Source organism: Robiginitalea biformata HTCC2501 (genome assembly GCF_000024125.1).
Taxonomy (GTDB): Bacteria; Bacteroidota; Bacteroidia; order Flavobacteriales; family Flavobacteriaceae; genus Robiginitalea; species Robiginitalea biformata.
In genome coordinates this window covers 2,844,229-2,861,322 of the sequence record NC_013222.1, presented here as the reverse complement: position 1 = coordinate 2,861,322, position 17,094 = coordinate 2,844,229, and the positions used below count along the sequence as shown (strand labels likewise).

Below are 17,094 nucleotides of genomic sequence, written 5' to 3'. Positions count from 1 at the left end.
AAAAAAAATCCCGGTCTCAGTACCGGGATGCAGGCCTGGTTACCAGGCTGTTTGGAGTAACGTCGGCAATCAGATCCGGATGCCGACGGGGAGCATTTCCTTATACTGCCTGTTTTTCCTCAGAAAACCGGCAATTTGCGGACTGGTCGGGACAACGCGAAGGTTTTGCTCCTGGATGTGGTTCAGTACGGCCTTGATAAACTCTTCCTTGAAGCCCTCCCGGCTAATGGTTTCCGGAATGACCAGTTTGGTCAGGAATACTTTCCGTTCCTGAGAGGAATACTCAATCTTGGCCAGTTGCCCGTTAACCCGCGTTTCAAATTGACGCAGGAAGCTATTGTCCTTAATTGCCAGCTCGCTCATATGTCGTGATTTAATTTTGGTTTCAGATAAAAAAATTACGAACTATGGAGTGTCGTAATTTAGAAGCACCGGGCGCGTTTTTTTTCAGAAATGCAAAAAATACCACCGATAGCGTTCAAAATTAGTCAAAATAATGCTAAAAACCTAAGATTTAAACGGTTTTGAAGGACCCAGAAGCTCCCCTGGTACACGTTTACCTGATGCCCGGCCTGGCAGCCTGTCCGGATATCTTTGAAAATATCCGATTGCCGGAGGACCGCTTCCGGATCCACCTGTTGGAATGGTTCCTGCCAGAGCCCGGGATGGACCTGCAGGAATACGCCCGCAGGATGAGCATGCAGGTGCGGGAGGCCAACCCCGTACTGATCGGGGTTTCCTTTGGAGGGATGCTCGTCCAGGAGATGACCCGATTTCTGGAAACCCGTAAAGTGATAATAATTTCCAGCGTAAAATGCCGCCGGGAAATGCCCAGGCGACTGCTCGTGGCGCGTTATACGAAACTCCACAAACTCCTGCCCACATCCCTGGTCAACAATGTGGAGGTCCTGGCGCGGTATGCCTTCGGGGAATCGATCGGCAAGCGGCTGAAGCTTTACGAGAGGTACCTGGGCGTGCGGGATACCGGCTACCTGGACTGGGCCATCGACCAGATTGTAAACTGGACCCGGGAGGAACCCGTTCCCGGCCTGGTGCATTTGCACGGTGAAAAAGATGCTGTCTTTCCGATGGGGTATATCGGCGATTGTATTTCGGTGCCCGGGGGTACCCATACAATGATCCTCCACCGGCATCGCTGGCTCAATGAACGGTTGCCTGCAATTATTTTGCAAGATGGGAGTTCTATTTAATACCTTTGGTATAAATCCTTAATCCTTTTTGTATGAGACTTCTCAAGAACGCCCTGATGCTGATCGGTCTGATCAGCGTGGTCAGCACCCTGGTATTTGCCGTCCAGCAATCGGCGGAAACCGCCGGGGAGGCACCTGAATCGCTGGAAGCGCCGGAATCGGTTGAAGCTCAGGACAAAAACGTTTCCCCCGCCTACCGGATTTCCGCCATCGATATCCCCGGGGATCTGAACTTTGCCGGGGAGCCCGTCCCCCAGGACGACCCGGAAATCATGGAGCGCGTGGATCGGGAATTTTTGGTGAACACCTACTGGCAATCCAATGCCCTGCTGCTGATGAAGCGGGCCCACAAATATTTTCCGGTCATCGAACCCATTCTGGCAAAAAATGGAGTCCCTGACGATTTTAAATACCTGGCGGTAGCTGAAAGCGGGCTGGAGAATGTGGTATCCCCCGCCGGGGCCACGGGATTCTGGCAGATAATGAAAGCCACCGGCAGGGAATACGGCCTGGAGATCAACGACAATGTAGACGAGCGTTACCACCTTGAAAAATCCACGGAAGTGGCGTGCCGCTACCTGAAGCGCTACCGGGACAAATACGGTTCCTGGACGATGGCCGCCGCGGCCTATAATACAGGTACCGGGTCTATCGACCGGTACATGGGCATACAGAAAGTGGACGATTACTACGACTTATTGCTCGGGGCGGAAACCGGCCGGTACGTGTTCCGGATCCTGGCCATCAAGGAAATCCTCTCGCATCCGGAGAAATACGGATTCGTCATTGAGAAGGAAGATCTGTACAATGAGGTCCCCACTTTTTCGGTGGAGGTGGATACGGCCGTCCGCAATTTTGCTGATTTCGCCAACCAGTACGAGATTAACTATAAAATCCTCAAACGGCACAACCCCTGGCTGCGGGAACCCCACCTGAATAATGCCTCCCGTAAAAAATACCAGATCGCCATCCCCCACAAAGGTTATTATAAGACCGGGCCCTGATGTCGGACTATCTGCAGGACAATCTTTGGGCCTACCTCCTGCTGGTCAACTACCTGCTGGCCATTATTATTGCCGTAACGGTCCTGCTCAAGAACGACAATCCGGTTAAAACGCTTACCTACCTCTTTGCCCTGGCTACTTTGCCGTTTTTGGGGTTGCTGGTCTATTACCTCTTCGGGATCGACCACCGGAAAAATAAAATTTTCGAAAAGAAGTACCTCACCGATAATACCCGGCTAAAAGACTGGCGGGAGCAATTCGGGATGACCCCGGACCAGCAAACCGATTTTGAACAGCGGTTCGGCCCCGGCCTTTATCGGGTGTATCAACTGCTGCACTACAATGACCGCGCTGTCCTGACGTATGAAAATGACGTGGAAATCCTCATTAACGGGGAGGCCAAATTCCCCCGTTTGCTGGAAGACCTTGAAAAAGCGACCGACCATATCCACCTGGAGTATTTTGTGCTCTACGACGATGCGACCGGGCTCCCGATCATCGACATGCTTTGCCGTAAGGCCCGGGAAGGGGTTACCGTGCGCGTGATCTACGACGATGTGGGGAGTAAACTCTCCGGTAGCACCAAGAAGCGCATGACGGAATGCGGGGTGGAGCATTTTCCATTCATGCCTGTTTTGTTCACCCGGTTTACGGGTAAATTCAACTATCGGGACCACCGGAAGATCATCGTGATTGACGGGATTACAGGCTATGTGGGGGGGATCAATATCCGCAGGAAATACGACAACTCCCTGAGCAACCCGAGGTTTTGGCGGGACACCCACCTTCGGATCCGGGGGCCGGCAACGGGTTCCCTCCAGGCGAGCTTTTTACTGTCGTGGGATTTTGTATCCGATGACATTACCTCGATCCAAAAGAACCTGTTCCCGGATACCAAACCCGATTCCCAGGACCCGGTAGCTGTCCAGATTGCCGCCAGCGGCCCGGATTCCGACTACGCGAATATCATGGAGGCGCTGTTTACGGCCATCAATACGGCCCGGGAGTATGTGTATATCACCACGCCCTACATGATACCGAATGCCTCCATCATGACCGCCATGACCACGGCGGCCCGCTCCGGCGTGGATGTCCGGGTAATCATCCCGTACCAGTCCGATTCGTGGGCAGCCCAGTACGCCACGGATTCCTATATCGAATCGATGCTGCGTTCCGGGGTGCGTATCTTCCGGTATAACAAGGGGTTTGTGCATGCCAAGACGCTGGTCATGGACGACACCTTCGCGAGCATCGGGACGGCCAATATGGATTACAGGAGTTTCTCGATTAACTTCGAAATCAATGCCCTGCTTTACAGCAAGACCAAAGCTAAACAGTTGAAGGAGGTCTTTCTCCGCGACCTGGAAGAGTCTGAGGAAGTGGAACTCGAACGCTGGGAGGAACGGGGGATCTCCCGAAAATTACAGGAATCCCTCAACCGGCTCTGGGCCCCCTTGCTCTAAAACCGGCTCTGGTCCCCCTTGCTCTAAAACCGGCTCCGGGCCTCCTGGCTCCAGGACTGCACCCCGGGAATTTCCCGCGGCCAATTTACGGCATCGCCCGTTAAACGCATTTCCAAATTCCCAAATTATCAAATCCGTTTCAGCTGCTGCTGCATCATGCGGATCTGCTCGTTAAGCATGTTGTTTTTATCGAGTTTCTTGGCCTCGGAAAGGAGCGTGGTGGCCTCCCGTTTCCGCCGTTTCTGCATGGCGATCCCGGCCAGGCTGAGTTTCGCCATGGCAACGTCGTAATCCATGTTTAACCCGAGTTTCAGGGCCTTGCGAAAGTGCTTTTCGGCCTGCGTCAGGTTTTTCTGGGAGTAGATAATCCCGTGGAGGTATTCGTAATAGCCTTGTTGTTTGGTGGTCAGGGCCGCCTTTGGGTTGCGGATTTTCCCAAGCCATTTCTCGGTACCCTCAAGGTCCTGTTTCCGCATACGCAAAAACGCGAGGAGGATCAATTCATTTCGAAAATACAGGAAGACAAAAATGAGTGCCAAAAGCACCAACATAATGCCATTGCCGATTTCACCTTCGTAGAACTGGTATCCGGCATACCCGGTTATCAAAAAAGCCAGGACGATTTTGATGTTTTTATTGAACATGTTTGTGGTCTATTAGCGTGTAGATACTTTTCATTTGAACCCTTGTGGGTACAGGATCTGTCCCCGGGGCGCCGAGTGGCGTCTGACCGGAGGCTTCTCCGGAGACGACCATTTTAAGCAAAAAGCCGCTGCCGGCTTCCGTCTTTACCAGCATGTTTTGTTTGCCCTGCAGGGCGCTCCCGGGCGATTCCGGATGTTCCCGCAGCAGAATGGTTGCCTGGCCGCTGATGGAGGCGCTGCCGCCTGCCACGGTATCCAGTTTCCAAGTGTTTGCCGCCTGGAGCTTGCCCTCGTGCCGGTTTGTCCACTTGCTACCGGAGCGCACCGCGCGATCCGGATAAAAATAGGTCAATTGTTCGAAGCTGGCCGCCAGGGCCTCCGAACTGTAGTCAGCCAGCAGGCTTTCCTTAAGGGCTGTGCGTTCGGCTCCCGCCATCAGGCCCGTGCCATCCAGCATGCCATCCACCAGGCCGTCTCCCCCGGTAACGGACAGCACCTCGCCGCTGCGCGTTAGTTCCATGGTTACGGGTACATCCATCAGGTTGCGGAAGAGGCGGGAGCGCAGATCCGTCCTGCCGGGTTCCCGGGCGCGCACGTCGAGCAGTTGCCCTTGCGAACTGCTTTCAATCCGGAAGAACAGGTCCCTGAACCGCATCACCAGCACATAGGTGCTGTCCTTGACTTCCCGAACCTGGAACTCGAGTACGGCAGTCACCCGATTGGTCAGTTGGTGGCCCGTTTCGCCGACATCCTGGAAAACGTTTTGTTCCGACTGTTGTTCCACAGTGAATACATCCCCTTTCTGCAAGGAGTACCCCAACTTTTCCTGGGCGGTGGTGCTACCGGTCAAAAACAGGGTGAAAAGTGCTAAAAACAGGGCCTTGGACATGGGATTGGCAGCGTTTAAACGGCTGCCGCAAAAGTACTAAAAACTATTCGAAAAAAAATTTATTTGCATTTGGGATTGCCAAAACTCTTCGTATATTTGCGCCCAGATTTTCAAGAGGCTCCGGGCCTTAATCCATCAAGCGGAAAAAGATTCAAGATGAAAAGAACATTTCAGCCTTCCAAAAGGAAAAGGAAAAACAAACACGGCTTTCGCGAGCGCATGGCTTCAGCCAACGGTCGGAAAGTGCTGGCCCGCAGAAGATCCAAAGGACGTAAAAAACTGAGCGTATCCTCTGAGCCACGGCATAAAAAATAATGGTGTACCCAATCATAAAATCTGAAGGTGTTACTTTTGAAAGTAGCACCTTTTTTTTGTCCACTAACTCCAAAAAGTTCGCTTCCCCATGCCCAAAAGAAAAGATCTAGAAACCCTGTTGATTATCGGTTCGGGCCCAATTATCATCGGCCAGGCCTGTGAGTTTGATTATTCCGGTTCCCAGGCACTCCGGTCGCTCCGGGAGGACGGGATCAAAACCGTACTGATCAACAGCAACCCGGCCACCATCATGACGGACCCGTCCATGGCCGACCACGTTTACCTGCTGCCCCTGACCACCAAGTCCATCCTGGAGGTGCTCAAAAAGCACCCGGAAATCGATGCGGTCCTGCCCACCATGGGGGGACAGACAGCCCTGAACCTGTGTATCGAGGCAGGAGACAAAGGCATTTGGGAGGATTTCGGAATTGAAATCATCGGTGTGGACATCGATGCGATCAACATTACCGAAGACCGGGAGAAATTCCGGGATCTGATGAGCCGCATCGGCGTGGCCATGGCGCCGCAGGCCACAGCCACCTCCTTCCTGCAGGGTAAGGAAATCGCACAGGAATACGGCTTTCCGCTCGTTATCCGGGCCAGTTATACCCTGGGGGGAGCCGGGGCCTCCATCGTTTACAAACCCGAGGACTTCGACAACCTTTTAAGCGTCGGACTGGAGACTTCCCCCATCCACGAGGTGATGATCGACAAGGCGATGATGGGGTGGAAGGAATACGAGTTGGAATTGCTGCGCGACAAAAACGACAACGTGGTCATCATCTGTACCATCGAGAATATGGACCCGATGGGGATCCACACGGGCGACTCGGTAACCGTGGCCCCGGCCATGACGCTTTCGGACCGCACCTTCCAGCGGATGCGGGACATGGCCATCCACATGATGCGCAGCATCGGGGACTTTGCGGGCGGATGCAACGTACAGTTTGCGGTAAGCCCGGACGAGAAGGAGGATATCATTGCCATCGAGATCAACCCGCGGGTATCCCGGTCTTCGGCCCTGGCTTCCAAGGCGACGGGTTATCCCATTGCCAAGGTGGCCGCCAAGCTGGCCATCGGCTACCACCTGGACGAGCTGGACAACCAGATCACCCAGTCCACCTCGGCCCTGTTTGAACCCACTCTGGACTACGTAATCGTTAAGATTCCCCGCTGGAATTTCGACAAATTCGAGGGCGCCGACCGGACGCTCGGACTGCAGATGAAGGCAGTAGGGGAGGTGATGGGAATCGGCCGATCCTTCCAGGAAGCCCTTCACAAAGCAACCCAGTCCCTGGAAATCAAGCGGAACGGTCTCGGAGCTGACGGCAAGGGGTATCGGGACTACGACAAGATCATCGACAAGCTCACCCATCCCAGCTGGGACCGGGTATTTGTGATCTACGATGCCATCCAACTGGGAATACCGCTGAGCCGCATCCACGAGATCACCAAAATCGATATGTGGTACCTCAAACAATACGAGGAGCTCTATGAACTGGAAAAGGAAATCGGGAATTATACCGTAGAAACGCTGCCGAAGGCGCTGCTGCTGGAGGCGAAACAAAAAGGTTTTGCCGACCGGCAGATTGCCCATATGCTCGATTGCTGGGAGAGCGAGGTCCACGCCAAGCGGATGGCCCTGGACATCAAACGGGTCTACAAGCTGGTAGATACCTGCGCAGCCGAATTTCAGGCGGTAACCCCGTATTACTACTCCACCTTCGAGGAAGAGATCGAGACAGCCGACGGGAAGCGGTATGTGGCCAACGACAGCGAGGTCACAGACCGGAAGAAGATCGTGGTGCTCGGTTCCGGGCCCAACCGGATCGGACAGGGGATCGAGTTTGACTACTGCTGCGTACACGGGGTGCTGGCCGCTGCGGAATGCGGTTACGAGACCATCATGATCAACTGCAACCCGGAAACCGTTTCCACGGACTTCGACACGGCGGACAAGCTGTATTTCGAGCCGGTATTCTGGGAGCACATCTACGACATCATCCTGCACGAGAAACCCGAAGGGGTCATTGTGCAGCTCGGCGGGCAAACGGCCCTGAAACTGGCGGAAAAGCTCGATAAATACGGCATCCGCATCATGGGCACCAGCTTTGCGTCCCTGGACCTGGCCGAAGACCGGGGGAGTTTCTCCCGACTGCTGAAAGACAACGACATCCCCTATCCGCAGTTTGGGGTGGCGGAAAGCGCAGACGAGGCGCTGCAACTCGCCGATGAACTCAAATTCCCATTGCTCGTGCGGCCTTCCTACGTGCTGGGCGGCCAGGGGATGAAGATCGTCATCAACAAGGAGGAACTCGAAGCGCATGTCGTGGACCTGCTCCGGAAGATCCCAAACAACAAGCTGCTACTCGATCACTACCTGGACGGGGCCATCGAGGCCGAGGCGGACGCTATTTGCGACGGGGAGGATGTCTATATCATCGGGATCATGGAACACATCGAACCCTGCGGAATCCACTCCGGCGATTCGAATGCCACCCTGCCGCCGTTTAACCTCGGGGAATTTGTGATGCAGCAGATCAAGGACCATACCCGGAAGATCGCCCTGGCGCTGAATACGGTCGGGCTCATCAACATCCAGTTCGCCATTAAGGACGACATGGTCTACATCATCGAGGCAAACCCCCGGGCGTCCCGTACGGTGCCCTTTATTGCCAAGGCCTATGGGGAGCCCTATGTAAATTACGCCACGCGGATCATGCTGGGGAAAAACAAGCTGAAGGACTTTAAATTTAATCCGAAACTGGAAGGCTTTGCCATCAAGCAACCCGTATTCAGCTTCAACAAATTCCCCAACGTCAACAAGAACCTGGGGCCGGAGATGAAGAGTACGGGAGAGAGCATCCTGTTTATCGAGAGCCTGAAAGACGACGAGTTCTACAACCTGTATTCCCGGCGGAAAATGTACCTGAGCAAGTAAGCGGCTCTTATTCCCCGGGCCCCGAATCCTTTTCGGAGTCCAGGTCAAAATCCAGGGATACCGCAACCTCTTCGGCAATCTTGGTGAAGACGATTTTGGGGATGTCAATATCGTGGTCGGCCGTGCGGACTGTAAAATCCGAATGGATTCGCCACCCCCTGGGCGTGCGGCGGATTTCCGCCTCCACCACGCGCTCCCGGGCCACTCCGTGAACCGTGAGCGTTCCCGCTATACGGCACTGGCGGGTATCCCCGGGGGCCATATCGGCGTGGCCCGAGATCTTTCCGCTGAAGGTCGCTTTCGGGAACTTGTCTGACTCCATGTAATTTTCGTTAAAGTGCTCCTGCATTAATTTCCGGCGGAACCGGAATTCCGGGATCAGCATGACCACGGCAAAGGCTCCGTCGCCGTGGCGGAGGATGGCATTGACCCGGTCGTTCGTGGCATCGATATCCTCCAGGGGGGTGGAAGCATTGATATGAACGATGCCGGTCTCTGTAGTCCACAGATCCTGTGCGCGGCTAACGGGAGCGCCGAGGCAGAGCAGGCAGCAAAGCAGGAGCAGTTTCTTCATTCCGGGAATCCTTGGTCTACCCAGGCCTGTATCAGGTCGCGGGTTGCCTGAGGCAACCGGCCGTCGGGCGGCATGGGGTTGGACGTGCTGTTGATCCTGGAAATCAGTCCCCGGTCTTCCACGGCGCTGCGTACCTGCGCAAGGGTTACCAGGGCCATCGGGGCCGCCTGGGTGGGCGGGTCGCCGTGACAGTTTGTACAGCTCGAACTCATAATGGGTGCAATGTCTGCCTGGTAGGATACGGGGTCTGTCCCGGCACCGTCCCCGGAACCGTCGCCTGAATCATCGCCCGAGCCGTTGCCCGGGTTGTTTACGGGCGGGTCGTTCACAGGGTCGGAGTCCCCGCCCTTGGAACAGGATACCACTGCAGCCAGCGCGACTGCCCCCAGGATTACCTTCATTTTTTTCATAGCGTCTTGAGATAGGTTGTTCGATTTTCCCAACTACGTCCTTTATAGTCAGGTAACTGCGAATCGATTCCTCTTTTCAAAAAGACGCCTGAATACGCTTTTGGTTGCTTCTGTTCACCGGATTTCCCACCGGTTGTCCGGGCAGGGAAACCATCCGCCCATTGAATTATTTAGTATGTTTAACGTAAAAAAGGCCGGTTTCCGTATGGCCCCCCGGGTACTGAGGGCCGGCTCCTTAAAACAACCGCTATGAAAAAAACAATCAGCCTTTTGTGCCTGGCTTGCGCCTTGCATCTCGGGGTCAACGGGCAGGACGACCTGCTCGCCACTATCGACAAGGAAGACACCACCCAACTCGGAGAGGCCGCTTTTAAAGGCCTTAAAATCGTCAACTTCGAATCCACAAAACTCCTTTCCAAACGGGAGTTTTACTTTGTGGTATCCCACCGCTTTGGCAGCATCAGCAACGGATTCGACGATTTTTTCGGCCTGGATTTTGCCAATACCCGCCTGCATTTCCTCTACGGGGTATCCGATGGGTTCAACATTTCGGTTTCCAGGAGTTCTTTTAACAAGACCTACGACCTTTCCCTGAAATACCGGATGCTGCAGCAACAGGCCGGGGTCCCGGTGACGGTGGTGGGATACAGCCAACTGGCGATCAATACGCAGCTGGACGAAGACCTGCTGACCATCCCCGTCGATTTTTCGGACCGGGTATCCTATACGCAGCAAGTCCTGATTTCACGGAAATTCAACGAACGGCTTTCCCTCCAACTGATGCCCACGTATTTCCACGAAGGATATGTGGACTACGCCCCTCAGGATAATTCCCAGTGGGCGCTTGGTATTGGGGGACGGTATAAAATCGGGAAACACTGGAGCCTCAACGTCGATTACGGCTGGCACCTGAACCGGGCATCCGGCTCGCCCTTCGTAAACCCCCTGTCCATTGGGGTGGACATCGAAACGGGCGGACACGTTTTCCAGCTTCACTTCACGAATGCCCAGCCAACTTTTGAGAGCGGTTTCCTCGGCAATGCGGTGGGGGACTGGTCCGAGGGGGTTGTTTATTTCGGCTTTAACCTGAGCCGGGTGTTCCAGTTCTAAGCCCCGGCCATTCCGGCCCCGATTGCTTAAGGAAATTCTGCGATCAGGACCTCACGGGAGGTTCTCCTTGCAGGGCCTTATGCGTCCCAATCCGTGTGGAATGTCCCGTCCCGGTCTGTTCGCTGGTAGGTATGCGACCCGAAATAATCGCGCTGGGCCTGGACGAGGTTCATGGGTAGCCGTCCGGTGGTGTAGGAGTCGAAATAGGAGAGGGCACTCGCCAGGCCGGGTACCGGGATTCCGGCTGAAACCCCCAGGGACACGAGGCGGCGGGCAGGGGTCGCCGCCTTTTGCAGGGGCTCCCGGAAATTCTCGGAGAAAACGAGGTTGACGAGCTCCGGTGCGGTTTCGTAGGCCGAAGCGATATCCTCGAGCAGGGCCGCCCGGATGATGCAGCCCGCCCGCCAGATCCGGGCCACGGTTGCCAGGTCCAGTTCGTACCCGTAGGTTTCAGAGGCTTCGGCCAGCTGGTGAAGCCCCTGGGCGTATGTGAGCAGGAAGCTGAAATACAAGGCGGCTTCGCAATCGGCAATCAGCTTTTCGGTATCGACAGATCCGGCCCCGGGCCTTTCGAACAGGGTATCTGCCCGCTCCCGGTCCTGTTTAAATGCGGAGATGGCCCGCATGCTGACGGCGATGTCGATGGTCGGCACGGGAATGCCGAGGTCCATGGCATTCTGGGAAGTCCATTTGCCGGTACCCTTTTGTTTCCCCTGGTCGCGAACCTTGTCGATCAGGTCGCCGGAATCCAGGTCGTCCTTCCGGCCCAGGATTTCCGAGGAGATTTCCACCAGGAAGGACTGTAGGCGGCCCCGGTTCCAGCGGGCAAAGACTTCTTGAATTTCCGCATTGCCCAAACCGCCGGCCCGTCGCAACAGGTCATAGGCCTCGGCGGTGAGTTGCATAAGGCCGTATTCGATCCCGTTGTGGACCATTTTTACGTAGTTGCCTGCCGATTTCGGCCCCAGGTAGGCTACGCAGGGCGTCCCCTCAAACTTTGCGGCCACGGCCTCGAAAATCGGTTGTACTTCCCGGTAAGCGTCCCGGTCACCGCCGGGCATCAGGCTGGGACCCCGCCGGGCCCCTTCGGCCCCGCCGGAAACCCCGGCCCCGAAAAAATGGATGTTTTTTTCCTTCAGGTAGGCCTCCCGCCGGTCCGTATCCCGGAAAAAGGAGTTCCCCCCGTCGATGATCAGGTCGCCAGCGGACACCAGGGGCAGCAGTTCTTCGATTACCGAATCCACGATGGGCCCGGCCGGGACCAGCAACATGATTTTCCGCGGGGTTTCCAGCCCCTGGACAAACGCCTCCAGCGAATTGGTTGCATTGACCCGGTCCAGGTTCCCTCCTTCGCGCTTCAGCGCTTCCACCTGACCGGGATCCAGGTCGTACCCCAGGGCGGTAAAGCCCTTTTCGGCCACGTTGAGAATGAAGTTCCGGCCCATGACCCCGAGGCCGATCAACCCAAATGCGTACTGGTTATTCGCTTGCATATACTATTTTCTTAAAATTCTTCTGTTGCCTGGCCGCCCGGTCTTTTCCGCCGGCAATTTTCGACGTATATTCGTCCTTCCTTCAAAAATAGGGCAAATTATCAATTATGAATGCCATTGACGGACAATTGCTGGTCATCTTCGGGGCCTCCGGCGACCTGACCGAGCGGAAACTCATCCCCTCCCTGATGAACCTGTTCCAGGGCGGGCACCTCCCGGAGTCCTTTGCCGTCCTGGGAGTTAGCCGGAGCGATATGGACGATGAGGCTTTCCGCAAGAAGGTCGTCCTAGACAATCCGCATATCCCGGAGACCGTGGGCAACCACGGCCACCGGAAGGAGTTTGCAAAACTGCTGCACTATTACGACCTCGGGAGCTATGAGGAGGACTATGCGGGGTTGAACGAGCGGATCGCGGAACTCGACAATGGCATAGGTTCTCCGGGGAATATGATATTTTACCTGTCCGTCCCGCCGCGGATCTACGAAACGATTGCCTCGCGCCTGCACGACCAGGGCCTTTCCTCCGAGGAGTCGGGCACGCGCCGGTTGATCGTGGAAAAACCCTTCGGTTATGACCTGGAAAGCGCCCGGAGTCTCAACAAGGGCTTACAGCGGTACTTTCAGGAATCGCAGATTTACCGGATTGACCATTACCTGGGCAAGGAAACCGTCCAGAACCTGTTGGTGACCCGCTTTTCGAACAGCATCTTTGAACCGCTCTGGAACCGCAATTATATCCGGCATGTGGAGATCACCAACGCGGAGAGCGTCGGGGTGGGGAAGCGCGGCGGCTACTACGATTCGGCAGGTGCCCTCCGGGACATGTTCCAGAACCACCTGCTGCAGATCATCTCGCTCGTGGTCATGGAGCCCCCGATCGGGCCCGAGGCGGAGGCCATCCGGAACGAAAAGGTGAAGGCCCTAAAGTCCCTGCGCATTATGCGCGACCCGGAAACGCTTTACGCGCACACCATCCGCGGACAATATCTTGCCGGGGAGATCGACGGGGAGGCAGTACCCGGGTACCGGGAAGAAGCTGGCGTGGACCCGGACTCCACCACGGAAACTTATGCCGCCCTGAAATTTTATGTGGACAACTGGCGCTGGGCGGAAGTCCCGTTTTACGTACGCACCGCCAAACGGATGCCCACCAAGGTGACCGAAGTGGTTATCCATTTTAAATCGCCCCACCACCAGATCTTCCGGGATATTGGCATGGACAGCAAGGACAACAAGCTGATTATCCGCATCCAGCCCAACGAGGGGATCCTCATCAAATTCGGGGTAAAGGTACCCGGGCAGGGGTTTCAGGTAGAACGGGCCAACCTGGATTTCTATTACTCGGACCTGGCCGATCAAAACATCATGACGGCATACGAGCGGCTCCTGCTGGATGCCATGCAGGGGGATGCAACCCTCTATGCCCGTGCCGATGAGGTGGAAGCCGCCTGGGAGTTTGTGGATCCGATACTGAAATACTGGTCGGAGGCCGGGGACGTGGTGACCTATGGCTATTCGGCAGGGGTCTGGGGCCCGAAAAACGCCGACGACCTGATTGAAGGAGCCTATGGGTGGAGGAACCCGGGGGCCCACCTCACGGACGACCCCGGATTTTGTGTCATCAGTTAATTACGCGTTATGGAATTACAGGTTTACCCGGGAAAACAAGAGGCCGCCGAGGCCCTGGCCGAGCAGCTGTCCGAATGGGCCCGGGAGGGCAGCGTGGAGCACCTGGCCCTTTCGGGCGGGAGTACCCCGGAAATTCTTTTCGATACCCTTGCGGAGGACTACTGGTTCCGGTTGCCCTGGAAAGAACTGCAGTTTTACTGGGGCGATGAGCGCTGCGTTCCCCCGGACGACCCGCAGAGCAATTTCAGGATGACCCGCGAGCACCTTTTCGACCCCTTACCCATCCCGGACAAGCACATCCACCGCATCCGGGGGGAAGCCAACCCGGAGTCCGAGGCCCAACGCTATGCCGACCTCCTGAAAAAGCAGCTCCCAGCGGAAAACGGTTTGCCTCGGTTTGACCTGGTAATACTCGGGATGGGGGATGACGGGCATACAGCTTCCGTGTTTCCCCACGAAGCCCATTTATGGGATTCCCCGGAATTATGCGCGGTAGCGAATCATCCGGATACGGGGCAGCAGCGGGTGACCCTGACCGGCGGCATCATCAACAATGCGGCGCGTATCGTATTCCTCGTAACCGGGGCGGCCAAGGCCGGGCGCGTGGCTGAAATTGTAGGGCAGCAGGGAGCCGGGGGCAATTATCCGGCAGGCCGGGTAGCGCCCCGGGACGGAAGGTTGATCTGGATCCTGGATGAGGCAGCAGCAGCCGGCCTACCGCCTGAAATGTGGTGATTCGTCCGGTTCTACCCGGGTGATAAAGTACTTGGTGTCCCCCAGCCAGGGGAAGGTGGCGTACCGTTCCGTATAATAGAGCTTGACGTATTCCCCCTGGTATTCTTCCAAATTCCGGATGACTTCGGATTCCTTGTCCAGCACGGAGAACGAAAATATCTGCGCCCCGGAAATTCCCTGGCTGATCTGTCCCTCCCAGGTCTTGATTAACACGCCTTTCCGGCTGATCTTGATGAGTTCCCCGGAACGCACCCCTTCGCTATAGGGTATGTAGTAAATAACGGCATATATGGCCGCGAAAACCAAAAGAATAACCGCCAGGCTGGCAAAAAGGGCTTTTTTCACGATTGCGGGTTGGGTTCAGTGGGGTCTTCCAGTTCCAGTTCGGCATCCTCCTCGGCTTCCCGGGCCCTTTTCAACAGCGATTCCGGTATGGATTTTTTGGCTTTTGCCCCCATTTTCTTTAGTTTTTCGATGGAAGTCAGGATGTTGCCCCGGCCCTCCACCAGCTTGTTCATGGCGCCCCGATACTCGCTCTTGGCATCGTCCATTTTTTTTCCCACCCGGGTGAGGTCGGTGACGAAGCCTTCAAATTTATCGTAGAGCGCTCCCGCCTGGCGGGCAATTTCGATCGCATTCCGACGCTGTTTCTCATTGCTCCACATACTGTCGATGGTTCGCAGGGTGGCCAGGAGCGTGGAAGGGGTCACAATGACGATATTCTTGACAAAGGCATTGTTGTACAGGTCGTTGTCCGCGTTGATCGCGATGGAAAATGCCGTCTCGATGGGGACGAACATCAGCACAAAGTCCGGGCTTTCCATTTCGTACAGATCCTCGTATTTCTTGGCAGACAATTGCTCTACGTGCCGTTTCAGGGAATTGACATGGTCTTTCAGGTGCCGCTCCCGGGCCTCCTCGTCTGCATTGACATACCGCTCGTAATCGGTCAGGGAAACTTTGGAATCTACAACCATTTTGTTGCCGTTGGGCAGGTTGATGATTACATCGGGGAGCAGACGGGTGCCATCCTCCCGCGTAAAACTCTGCTGTACTGAATACTCCCGGTCGCGTTCCAGGCCGGATTTTTCCAGGACGCGTTCCAGGACCAGTTCGCCCCAATTTCCCTGCATCTTGCTGTCGCCCTTCAGGGCCCGGGTCAGGTTTTCAGCCTCCTGGGTGATTTTCAGGTTTTGGTTCTGCAGGTTCAGCAGTTGCTCCCGAAGCGCCTGGTGGATCCCGTAATTTTCCTTCCGGGTTTCCTCCACTTTTTTCTCAAAATGCTGGATGCGCTCCTGCAGGGGAAGCAGGATATTCTTGATGTTTTTCTGATTTTGTTCCGTGAATTTGACGCTCTTTTCGTCCAGGATCTTGTTGGCCAGGTTTTCGAATTCCCGTGTAAACGTCTTTTGGAGTTCCTCGAGTTGTTGCCGTTGTTCCCGGTGTTTTTCCTCCAGGTTGGCGATCTCCGATTCCCGGCGAACCAGTTCCTGCCCGAGCCGTTCTTTTTCGAGTTGGAGTGCCTGGTTTTGCCCCCGGGCCTCCTGCAGGTCCGCCCCGAGGAGTTCCAGGTTGTGGCTCAGCTGCTGTTCCCGTTCGCGCAGTGCGCTTTGGCCCGATTGGGTTTTTAATTTGACGATATAACTGCCGAGGAAGAAGCCGGCTGCCAGGAAAAACAGGGCAACAATCCCCAGGGTCCAGATTTCGCTCATCCGAAAAGTGAATTTCCCGTAAAGATAACAAGATACCTGAAGAAAGGTACGGGGTGGAATGGATTACTTCGCAATCCGGAAGGCACCGCTTTCCCGGTCAAAACGAACCGTTTCTTCGGGGAATAATTTCTCGAATGCCCCCTGCTCGATCAGCTGGCAGGGATCGCCAAAAACGGAACGGTCCCGGTGCAGGATCAGTATCCGGTCGCAGAGCTGGATGGCCAGGTCGATTTCATGGGTGGTAAACAGGACGGTTTTCCCCGTATCGTGTGCGATGGCCCGGAGGCCTTTGAGGATTTGTACTTTGTGGTAGAGGTCCAGGTGGGTGGTGGGTTCGTCAAGCAGGATCAGCGGGGTGTCCTGGGCCAGGGCGCGGGCTATCTGAACGCGCTGAAGCTGACCATCGCTTAAGGTATGGCAGGGACGCTCCCGGAGGTTGCCGAGTTCCATGCGCTGCAGGGCCTTTTCGATACATTCCCGGTCCTCTCCGGTATGCTGCCCGATCCAGTTGGTATACGGGTGGCGCCCCAGGGCAACCAGTTCGGTCACGGTGAGGTTCCGAGAGGCGGGGGGCTCCGTAAGGACGAGGCTCTGTAGCCTGGCCCTTCGCTGGGCAGGGAGTTTTGCGGCAGGCTTCCCGCCAATCCGTATTTCCCCCGAAAGTTCGGGTTGCATCCCCCCAAGCGTCCGCAGCAGCGTGGATTTTCCGACCCCGTTGATCCCTACTACGGCCGCCAGTAGGCCGGATGGCAGGCCGAAGTTCAGTTCGCCGCAAAGAGACAGGGGAGGTTTCGCCCCGGGATACCCAATCCGCAGGCCCGTTGCCTCAAGGATCGGATCGGCGGCCTGGCCATTGGTCGATTTACGGGATAGGTCCTCTGTGGATTCCATGTTTGCTAAGTTATGCGCTCACAGAATATTTTCCTATTAATTTCCCGGCACATGCCGGGTGGTATCCGGGT

General features: G+C 55.7%; 17 protein-coding genes. 8 read left to right on the top strand and 9 right to left on the bottom strand.

From position 1 onward, the window contains the following. Positions 1 to 69: 69 nt before the first annotated feature. Positions 70 to 363 (bottom strand): GNAT family N-acetyltransferase, encoded by a 294-nt coding sequence (locus RB2501_RS12765; protein WP_015755260.1) that lies wholly within the window; start codon positions 361 to 363, stop codon positions 70 to 72. Between the two features lie 161 nt (positions 364 to 524). Here RB2501_RS12765 and RB2501_RS12760 point away from each other — a divergent pair, with 161 nt between their 5' ends. Genes RB2501_RS12760 through cls form a run of 3 tightly spaced genes read left to right on the top strand, consistent with a single transcriptional unit; the run spans position 525 to position 3,678 of the window. Then, the gene (locus tag RB2501_RS12760) at positions 525 to 1,211 is read left to right on the top strand and encodes an alpha/beta hydrolase (RefSeq protein WP_015755259.1); all 687 of its coding nucleotides are present in this window, start codon (positions 525 to 527) and stop codon (positions 1,209 to 1,211) included. A gap of 32 nt (positions 1,212 to 1,243) precedes the next feature. Then, on the top strand, positions 1,244 to 2,215 hold the full coding sequence (locus tag RB2501_RS12755) for a lytic transglycosylase domain-containing protein (RefSeq protein ID WP_041327249.1): 972 nt from the start codon (positions 1,244 to 1,246) through the stop codon (positions 2,213 to 2,215). Next, positions 2,215 to 3,678 (top strand): cardiolipin synthase, encoded by a 1,464-nt coding sequence (cls, locus tag RB2501_RS12750; RefSeq protein WP_015755257.1) that lies wholly within the window; start codon positions 2,215 to 2,217, stop codon positions 3,676 to 3,678. Before RB2501_RS12755 ends, cls begins: the two co-directional genes overlap by 1 nt. 128 nt (positions 3,679 to 3,806) lie before the next feature. On the opposite strand, the gene RB2501_RS12745 is transcribed toward cls, so the two are convergent. Together RB2501_RS12745 and RB2501_RS12740 are read right to left on the bottom strand one after the other, a co-directional pair. Then, entirely contained in the window at positions 3,807 to 4,322 is a 516-nt protein-coding gene (locus RB2501_RS12745) for a hypothetical protein (protein ID WP_015755255.1), read from the bottom strand. Further along, on the bottom strand, positions 4,312 to 5,211 hold the full coding sequence (locus RB2501_RS12740; RefSeq protein WP_015755254.1) for a DUF6263 family protein: 900 nt from the start codon (positions 5,209 to 5,211) through the stop codon (positions 4,312 to 4,314). Before RB2501_RS12740 ends, RB2501_RS12745 begins: the two co-directional genes overlap by 11 nt. 156 nt (positions 5,212 to 5,367) lie before the next feature. Between RB2501_RS12740 and rpmH the strand changes: the two genes are divergently transcribed. Together rpmH and carB are read left to right on the top strand one after the other, a co-directional pair. Then, complete coding sequence (gene rpmH, locus RB2501_RS16055) at positions 5,368 to 5,526, top strand: 50S ribosomal protein L34 (RefSeq protein WP_015755253.1); 159 nt, start codon at positions 5,368 to 5,370, stop codon at positions 5,524 to 5,526. Between the two features lie 88 nt (positions 5,527 to 5,614). Beyond that, a complete protein-coding gene (carB, locus tag RB2501_RS12735) occupies positions 5,615 to 8,467 on the top strand; it encodes a carbamoyl-phosphate synthase large subunit (protein ID WP_015755252.1) in 2,853 nt (950 codons plus the stop codon). A 7-nt stretch (positions 8,468 to 8,474) separates the two neighbouring features. Here carB and RB2501_RS12730 read toward each other — a convergent pair whose 3' ends face one another. Both RB2501_RS12730 and RB2501_RS12725 read right to left on the bottom strand, forming a co-directional pair. After that, positions 8,475 to 9,041 (bottom strand): YceI family protein, encoded by a 567-nt coding sequence (locus RB2501_RS12730; RefSeq protein ID WP_015755251.1) that lies wholly within the window; start codon positions 9,039 to 9,041, stop codon positions 8,475 to 8,477. Further along, complete coding sequence (locus tag RB2501_RS12725) at positions 9,038 to 9,451, bottom strand: hypothetical protein (protein WP_015755250.1); 414 nt, start codon at positions 9,449 to 9,451, stop codon at positions 9,038 to 9,040. The genes RB2501_RS12730 and RB2501_RS12725 overlap by 4 nt, the downstream gene beginning before the upstream one ends. A gap of 249 nt (positions 9,452 to 9,700) precedes the next feature. Between RB2501_RS12725 and RB2501_RS12720 the strand changes: the two genes are divergently transcribed. Further along, positions 9,701 to 10,561 (top strand): DUF5777 family beta-barrel protein, encoded by an 861-nt coding sequence (locus tag RB2501_RS12720; protein ID WP_015755248.1) that lies wholly within the window; start codon positions 9,701 to 9,703, stop codon positions 10,559 to 10,561. Between the two features lie 77 nt (positions 10,562 to 10,638). Here the strand turns inward: RB2501_RS12720 and gndA are convergent, their stop codons facing one another. Further along, positions 10,639 to 12,054, bottom strand: a complete 1,416-nt coding sequence (gene gndA, locus RB2501_RS12715; protein ID WP_015755247.1) for an NADP-dependent phosphogluconate dehydrogenase — start codon at positions 12,052 to 12,054, stop codon at positions 10,639 to 10,641. Positions 12,055 to 12,161: 107 nt separating this feature from the next. Between gndA and zwf the strand changes: the two genes are divergently transcribed. Beyond that, positions 12,162 to 13,685: a glucose-6-phosphate dehydrogenase gene (gene zwf, locus RB2501_RS12710; protein ID WP_015755246.1), complete on the top strand. Its 1,524-nt coding sequence runs from the start codon at positions 12,162 to 12,164 to the stop codon at positions 13,683 to 13,685. Positions 13,686 to 13,694: 9 nt separating this feature from the next. Next, complete coding sequence (gene pgl / locus RB2501_RS12705) at positions 13,695 to 14,420, top strand: 6-phosphogluconolactonase (protein WP_015755245.1); 726 nt, start codon at positions 13,695 to 13,697, stop codon at positions 14,418 to 14,420. Here the strand turns inward: pgl and RB2501_RS12700 are convergent. The 3 genes from RB2501_RS12700 to RB2501_RS12690 all read right to left on the bottom strand — a co-directional run bounded on the left by RB2501_RS12700 (position 14,400) and on the right by RB2501_RS12690 (position 17,023). Then, entirely contained in the window at positions 14,400 to 14,765 is a 366-nt protein-coding gene (locus RB2501_RS12700) for a hypothetical protein (protein ID WP_015755244.1), read from the bottom strand. The two genes, pgl and RB2501_RS12700, sit on opposite strands and share 21 nt — an antisense overlap. After that, positions 14,762 to 16,132 carry a DNA recombination protein RmuC gene (gene rmuC / locus RB2501_RS12695; protein WP_015755243.1) on the bottom strand — a complete coding sequence of 457 codons (1,371 nt, stop codon included), beginning with the start codon at positions 16,130 to 16,132 and terminating at the stop codon, positions 14,762 to 14,764. Before rmuC ends, RB2501_RS12700 begins: the two co-directional genes overlap by 4 nt. A gap of 63 nt (positions 16,133 to 16,195) precedes the next feature. Further along, positions 16,196 to 17,023: an ABC transporter ATP-binding protein gene (locus tag RB2501_RS12690; protein ID WP_015755242.1), complete on the bottom strand. Its 828-nt coding sequence runs from the start codon at positions 17,021 to 17,023 to the stop codon at positions 16,196 to 16,198. Positions 17,024 to 17,094 lie beyond the last annotated feature (71 nt).

What these genes read in the sequence shown, in the direction of transcription:
- RB2501_RS12765 (WP_015755260.1), bottom strand. Translation starts at nt 363, where the DNA reads ATGAGCGAGCTGGCAATTAAGGACAATAGCTTCCTGCGTCAATTTGAA.
- RB2501_RS12755 (WP_041327249.1), top strand. Translation starts at nt 1,244, where the DNA reads ATGAGACTTCTCAAGAACGCCCTGATGCTGATCGGTCTGATCAGCGTG.
- cls (WP_015755257.1), top strand. Translation starts at nt 2,215, where the DNA reads ATGTCGGACTATCTGCAGGACAATCTTTGGGCCTACCTCCTGCTGGTC.
- RB2501_RS12745 (WP_015755255.1), bottom strand. Translation starts at nt 4,322, where the DNA reads ATGTTCAATAAAAACATCAAAATCGTCCTGGCTTTTTTGATAACCGGG.
- RB2501_RS12740 (WP_015755254.1), bottom strand. Translation starts at nt 5,211, where the DNA reads ATGTCCAAGGCCCTGTTTTTAGCACTTTTCACCCTGTTTTTGACCGGT.
- rpmH (WP_015755253.1), top strand. Translation starts at nt 5,368, where the DNA reads ATGAAAAGAACATTTCAGCCTTCCAAAAGGAAAAGGAAAAACAAACAC.
- carB (WP_015755252.1), top strand. Translation starts at nt 5,615, where the DNA reads ATGCCCAAAAGAAAAGATCTAGAAACCCTGTTGATTATCGGTTCGGGC.
- RB2501_RS12730 (WP_015755251.1), bottom strand. Translation starts at nt 9,041, where the DNA reads ATGAAGAAACTGCTCCTGCTTTGCTGCCTGCTCTGCCTCGGCGCTCCC.
- RB2501_RS12725 (WP_015755250.1), bottom strand. Translation starts at nt 9,451, where the DNA reads ATGAAAAAAATGAAGGTAATCCTGGGGGCAGTCGCGCTGGCTGCAGTG.
- RB2501_RS12720 (WP_015755248.1), top strand. Translation starts at nt 9,701, where the DNA reads ATGAAAAAAACAATCAGCCTTTTGTGCCTGGCTTGCGCCTTGCATCTC.
- gndA (WP_015755247.1), bottom strand. Translation starts at nt 12,054, where the DNA reads ATGCAAGCGAATAACCAGTACGCATTTGGGTTGATCGGCCTCGGGGTC.
- zwf (WP_015755246.1), top strand. Translation starts at nt 12,162, where the DNA reads ATGAATGCCATTGACGGACAATTGCTGGTCATCTTCGGGGCCTCCGGC.
- pgl (WP_015755245.1), top strand. Translation starts at nt 13,695, where the DNA reads ATGGAATTACAGGTTTACCCGGGAAAACAAGAGGCCGCCGAGGCCCTG.
- rmuC (WP_015755243.1), bottom strand. Translation starts at nt 16,132, where the DNA reads ATGAGCGAAATCTGGACCCTGGGGATTGTTGCCCTGTTTTTCCTGGCA.
- RB2501_RS12690 (WP_015755242.1), bottom strand. Translation starts at nt 17,023, where the DNA reads ATGGAATCCACAGAGGACCTATCCCGTAAATCGACCAATGGCCAGGCC.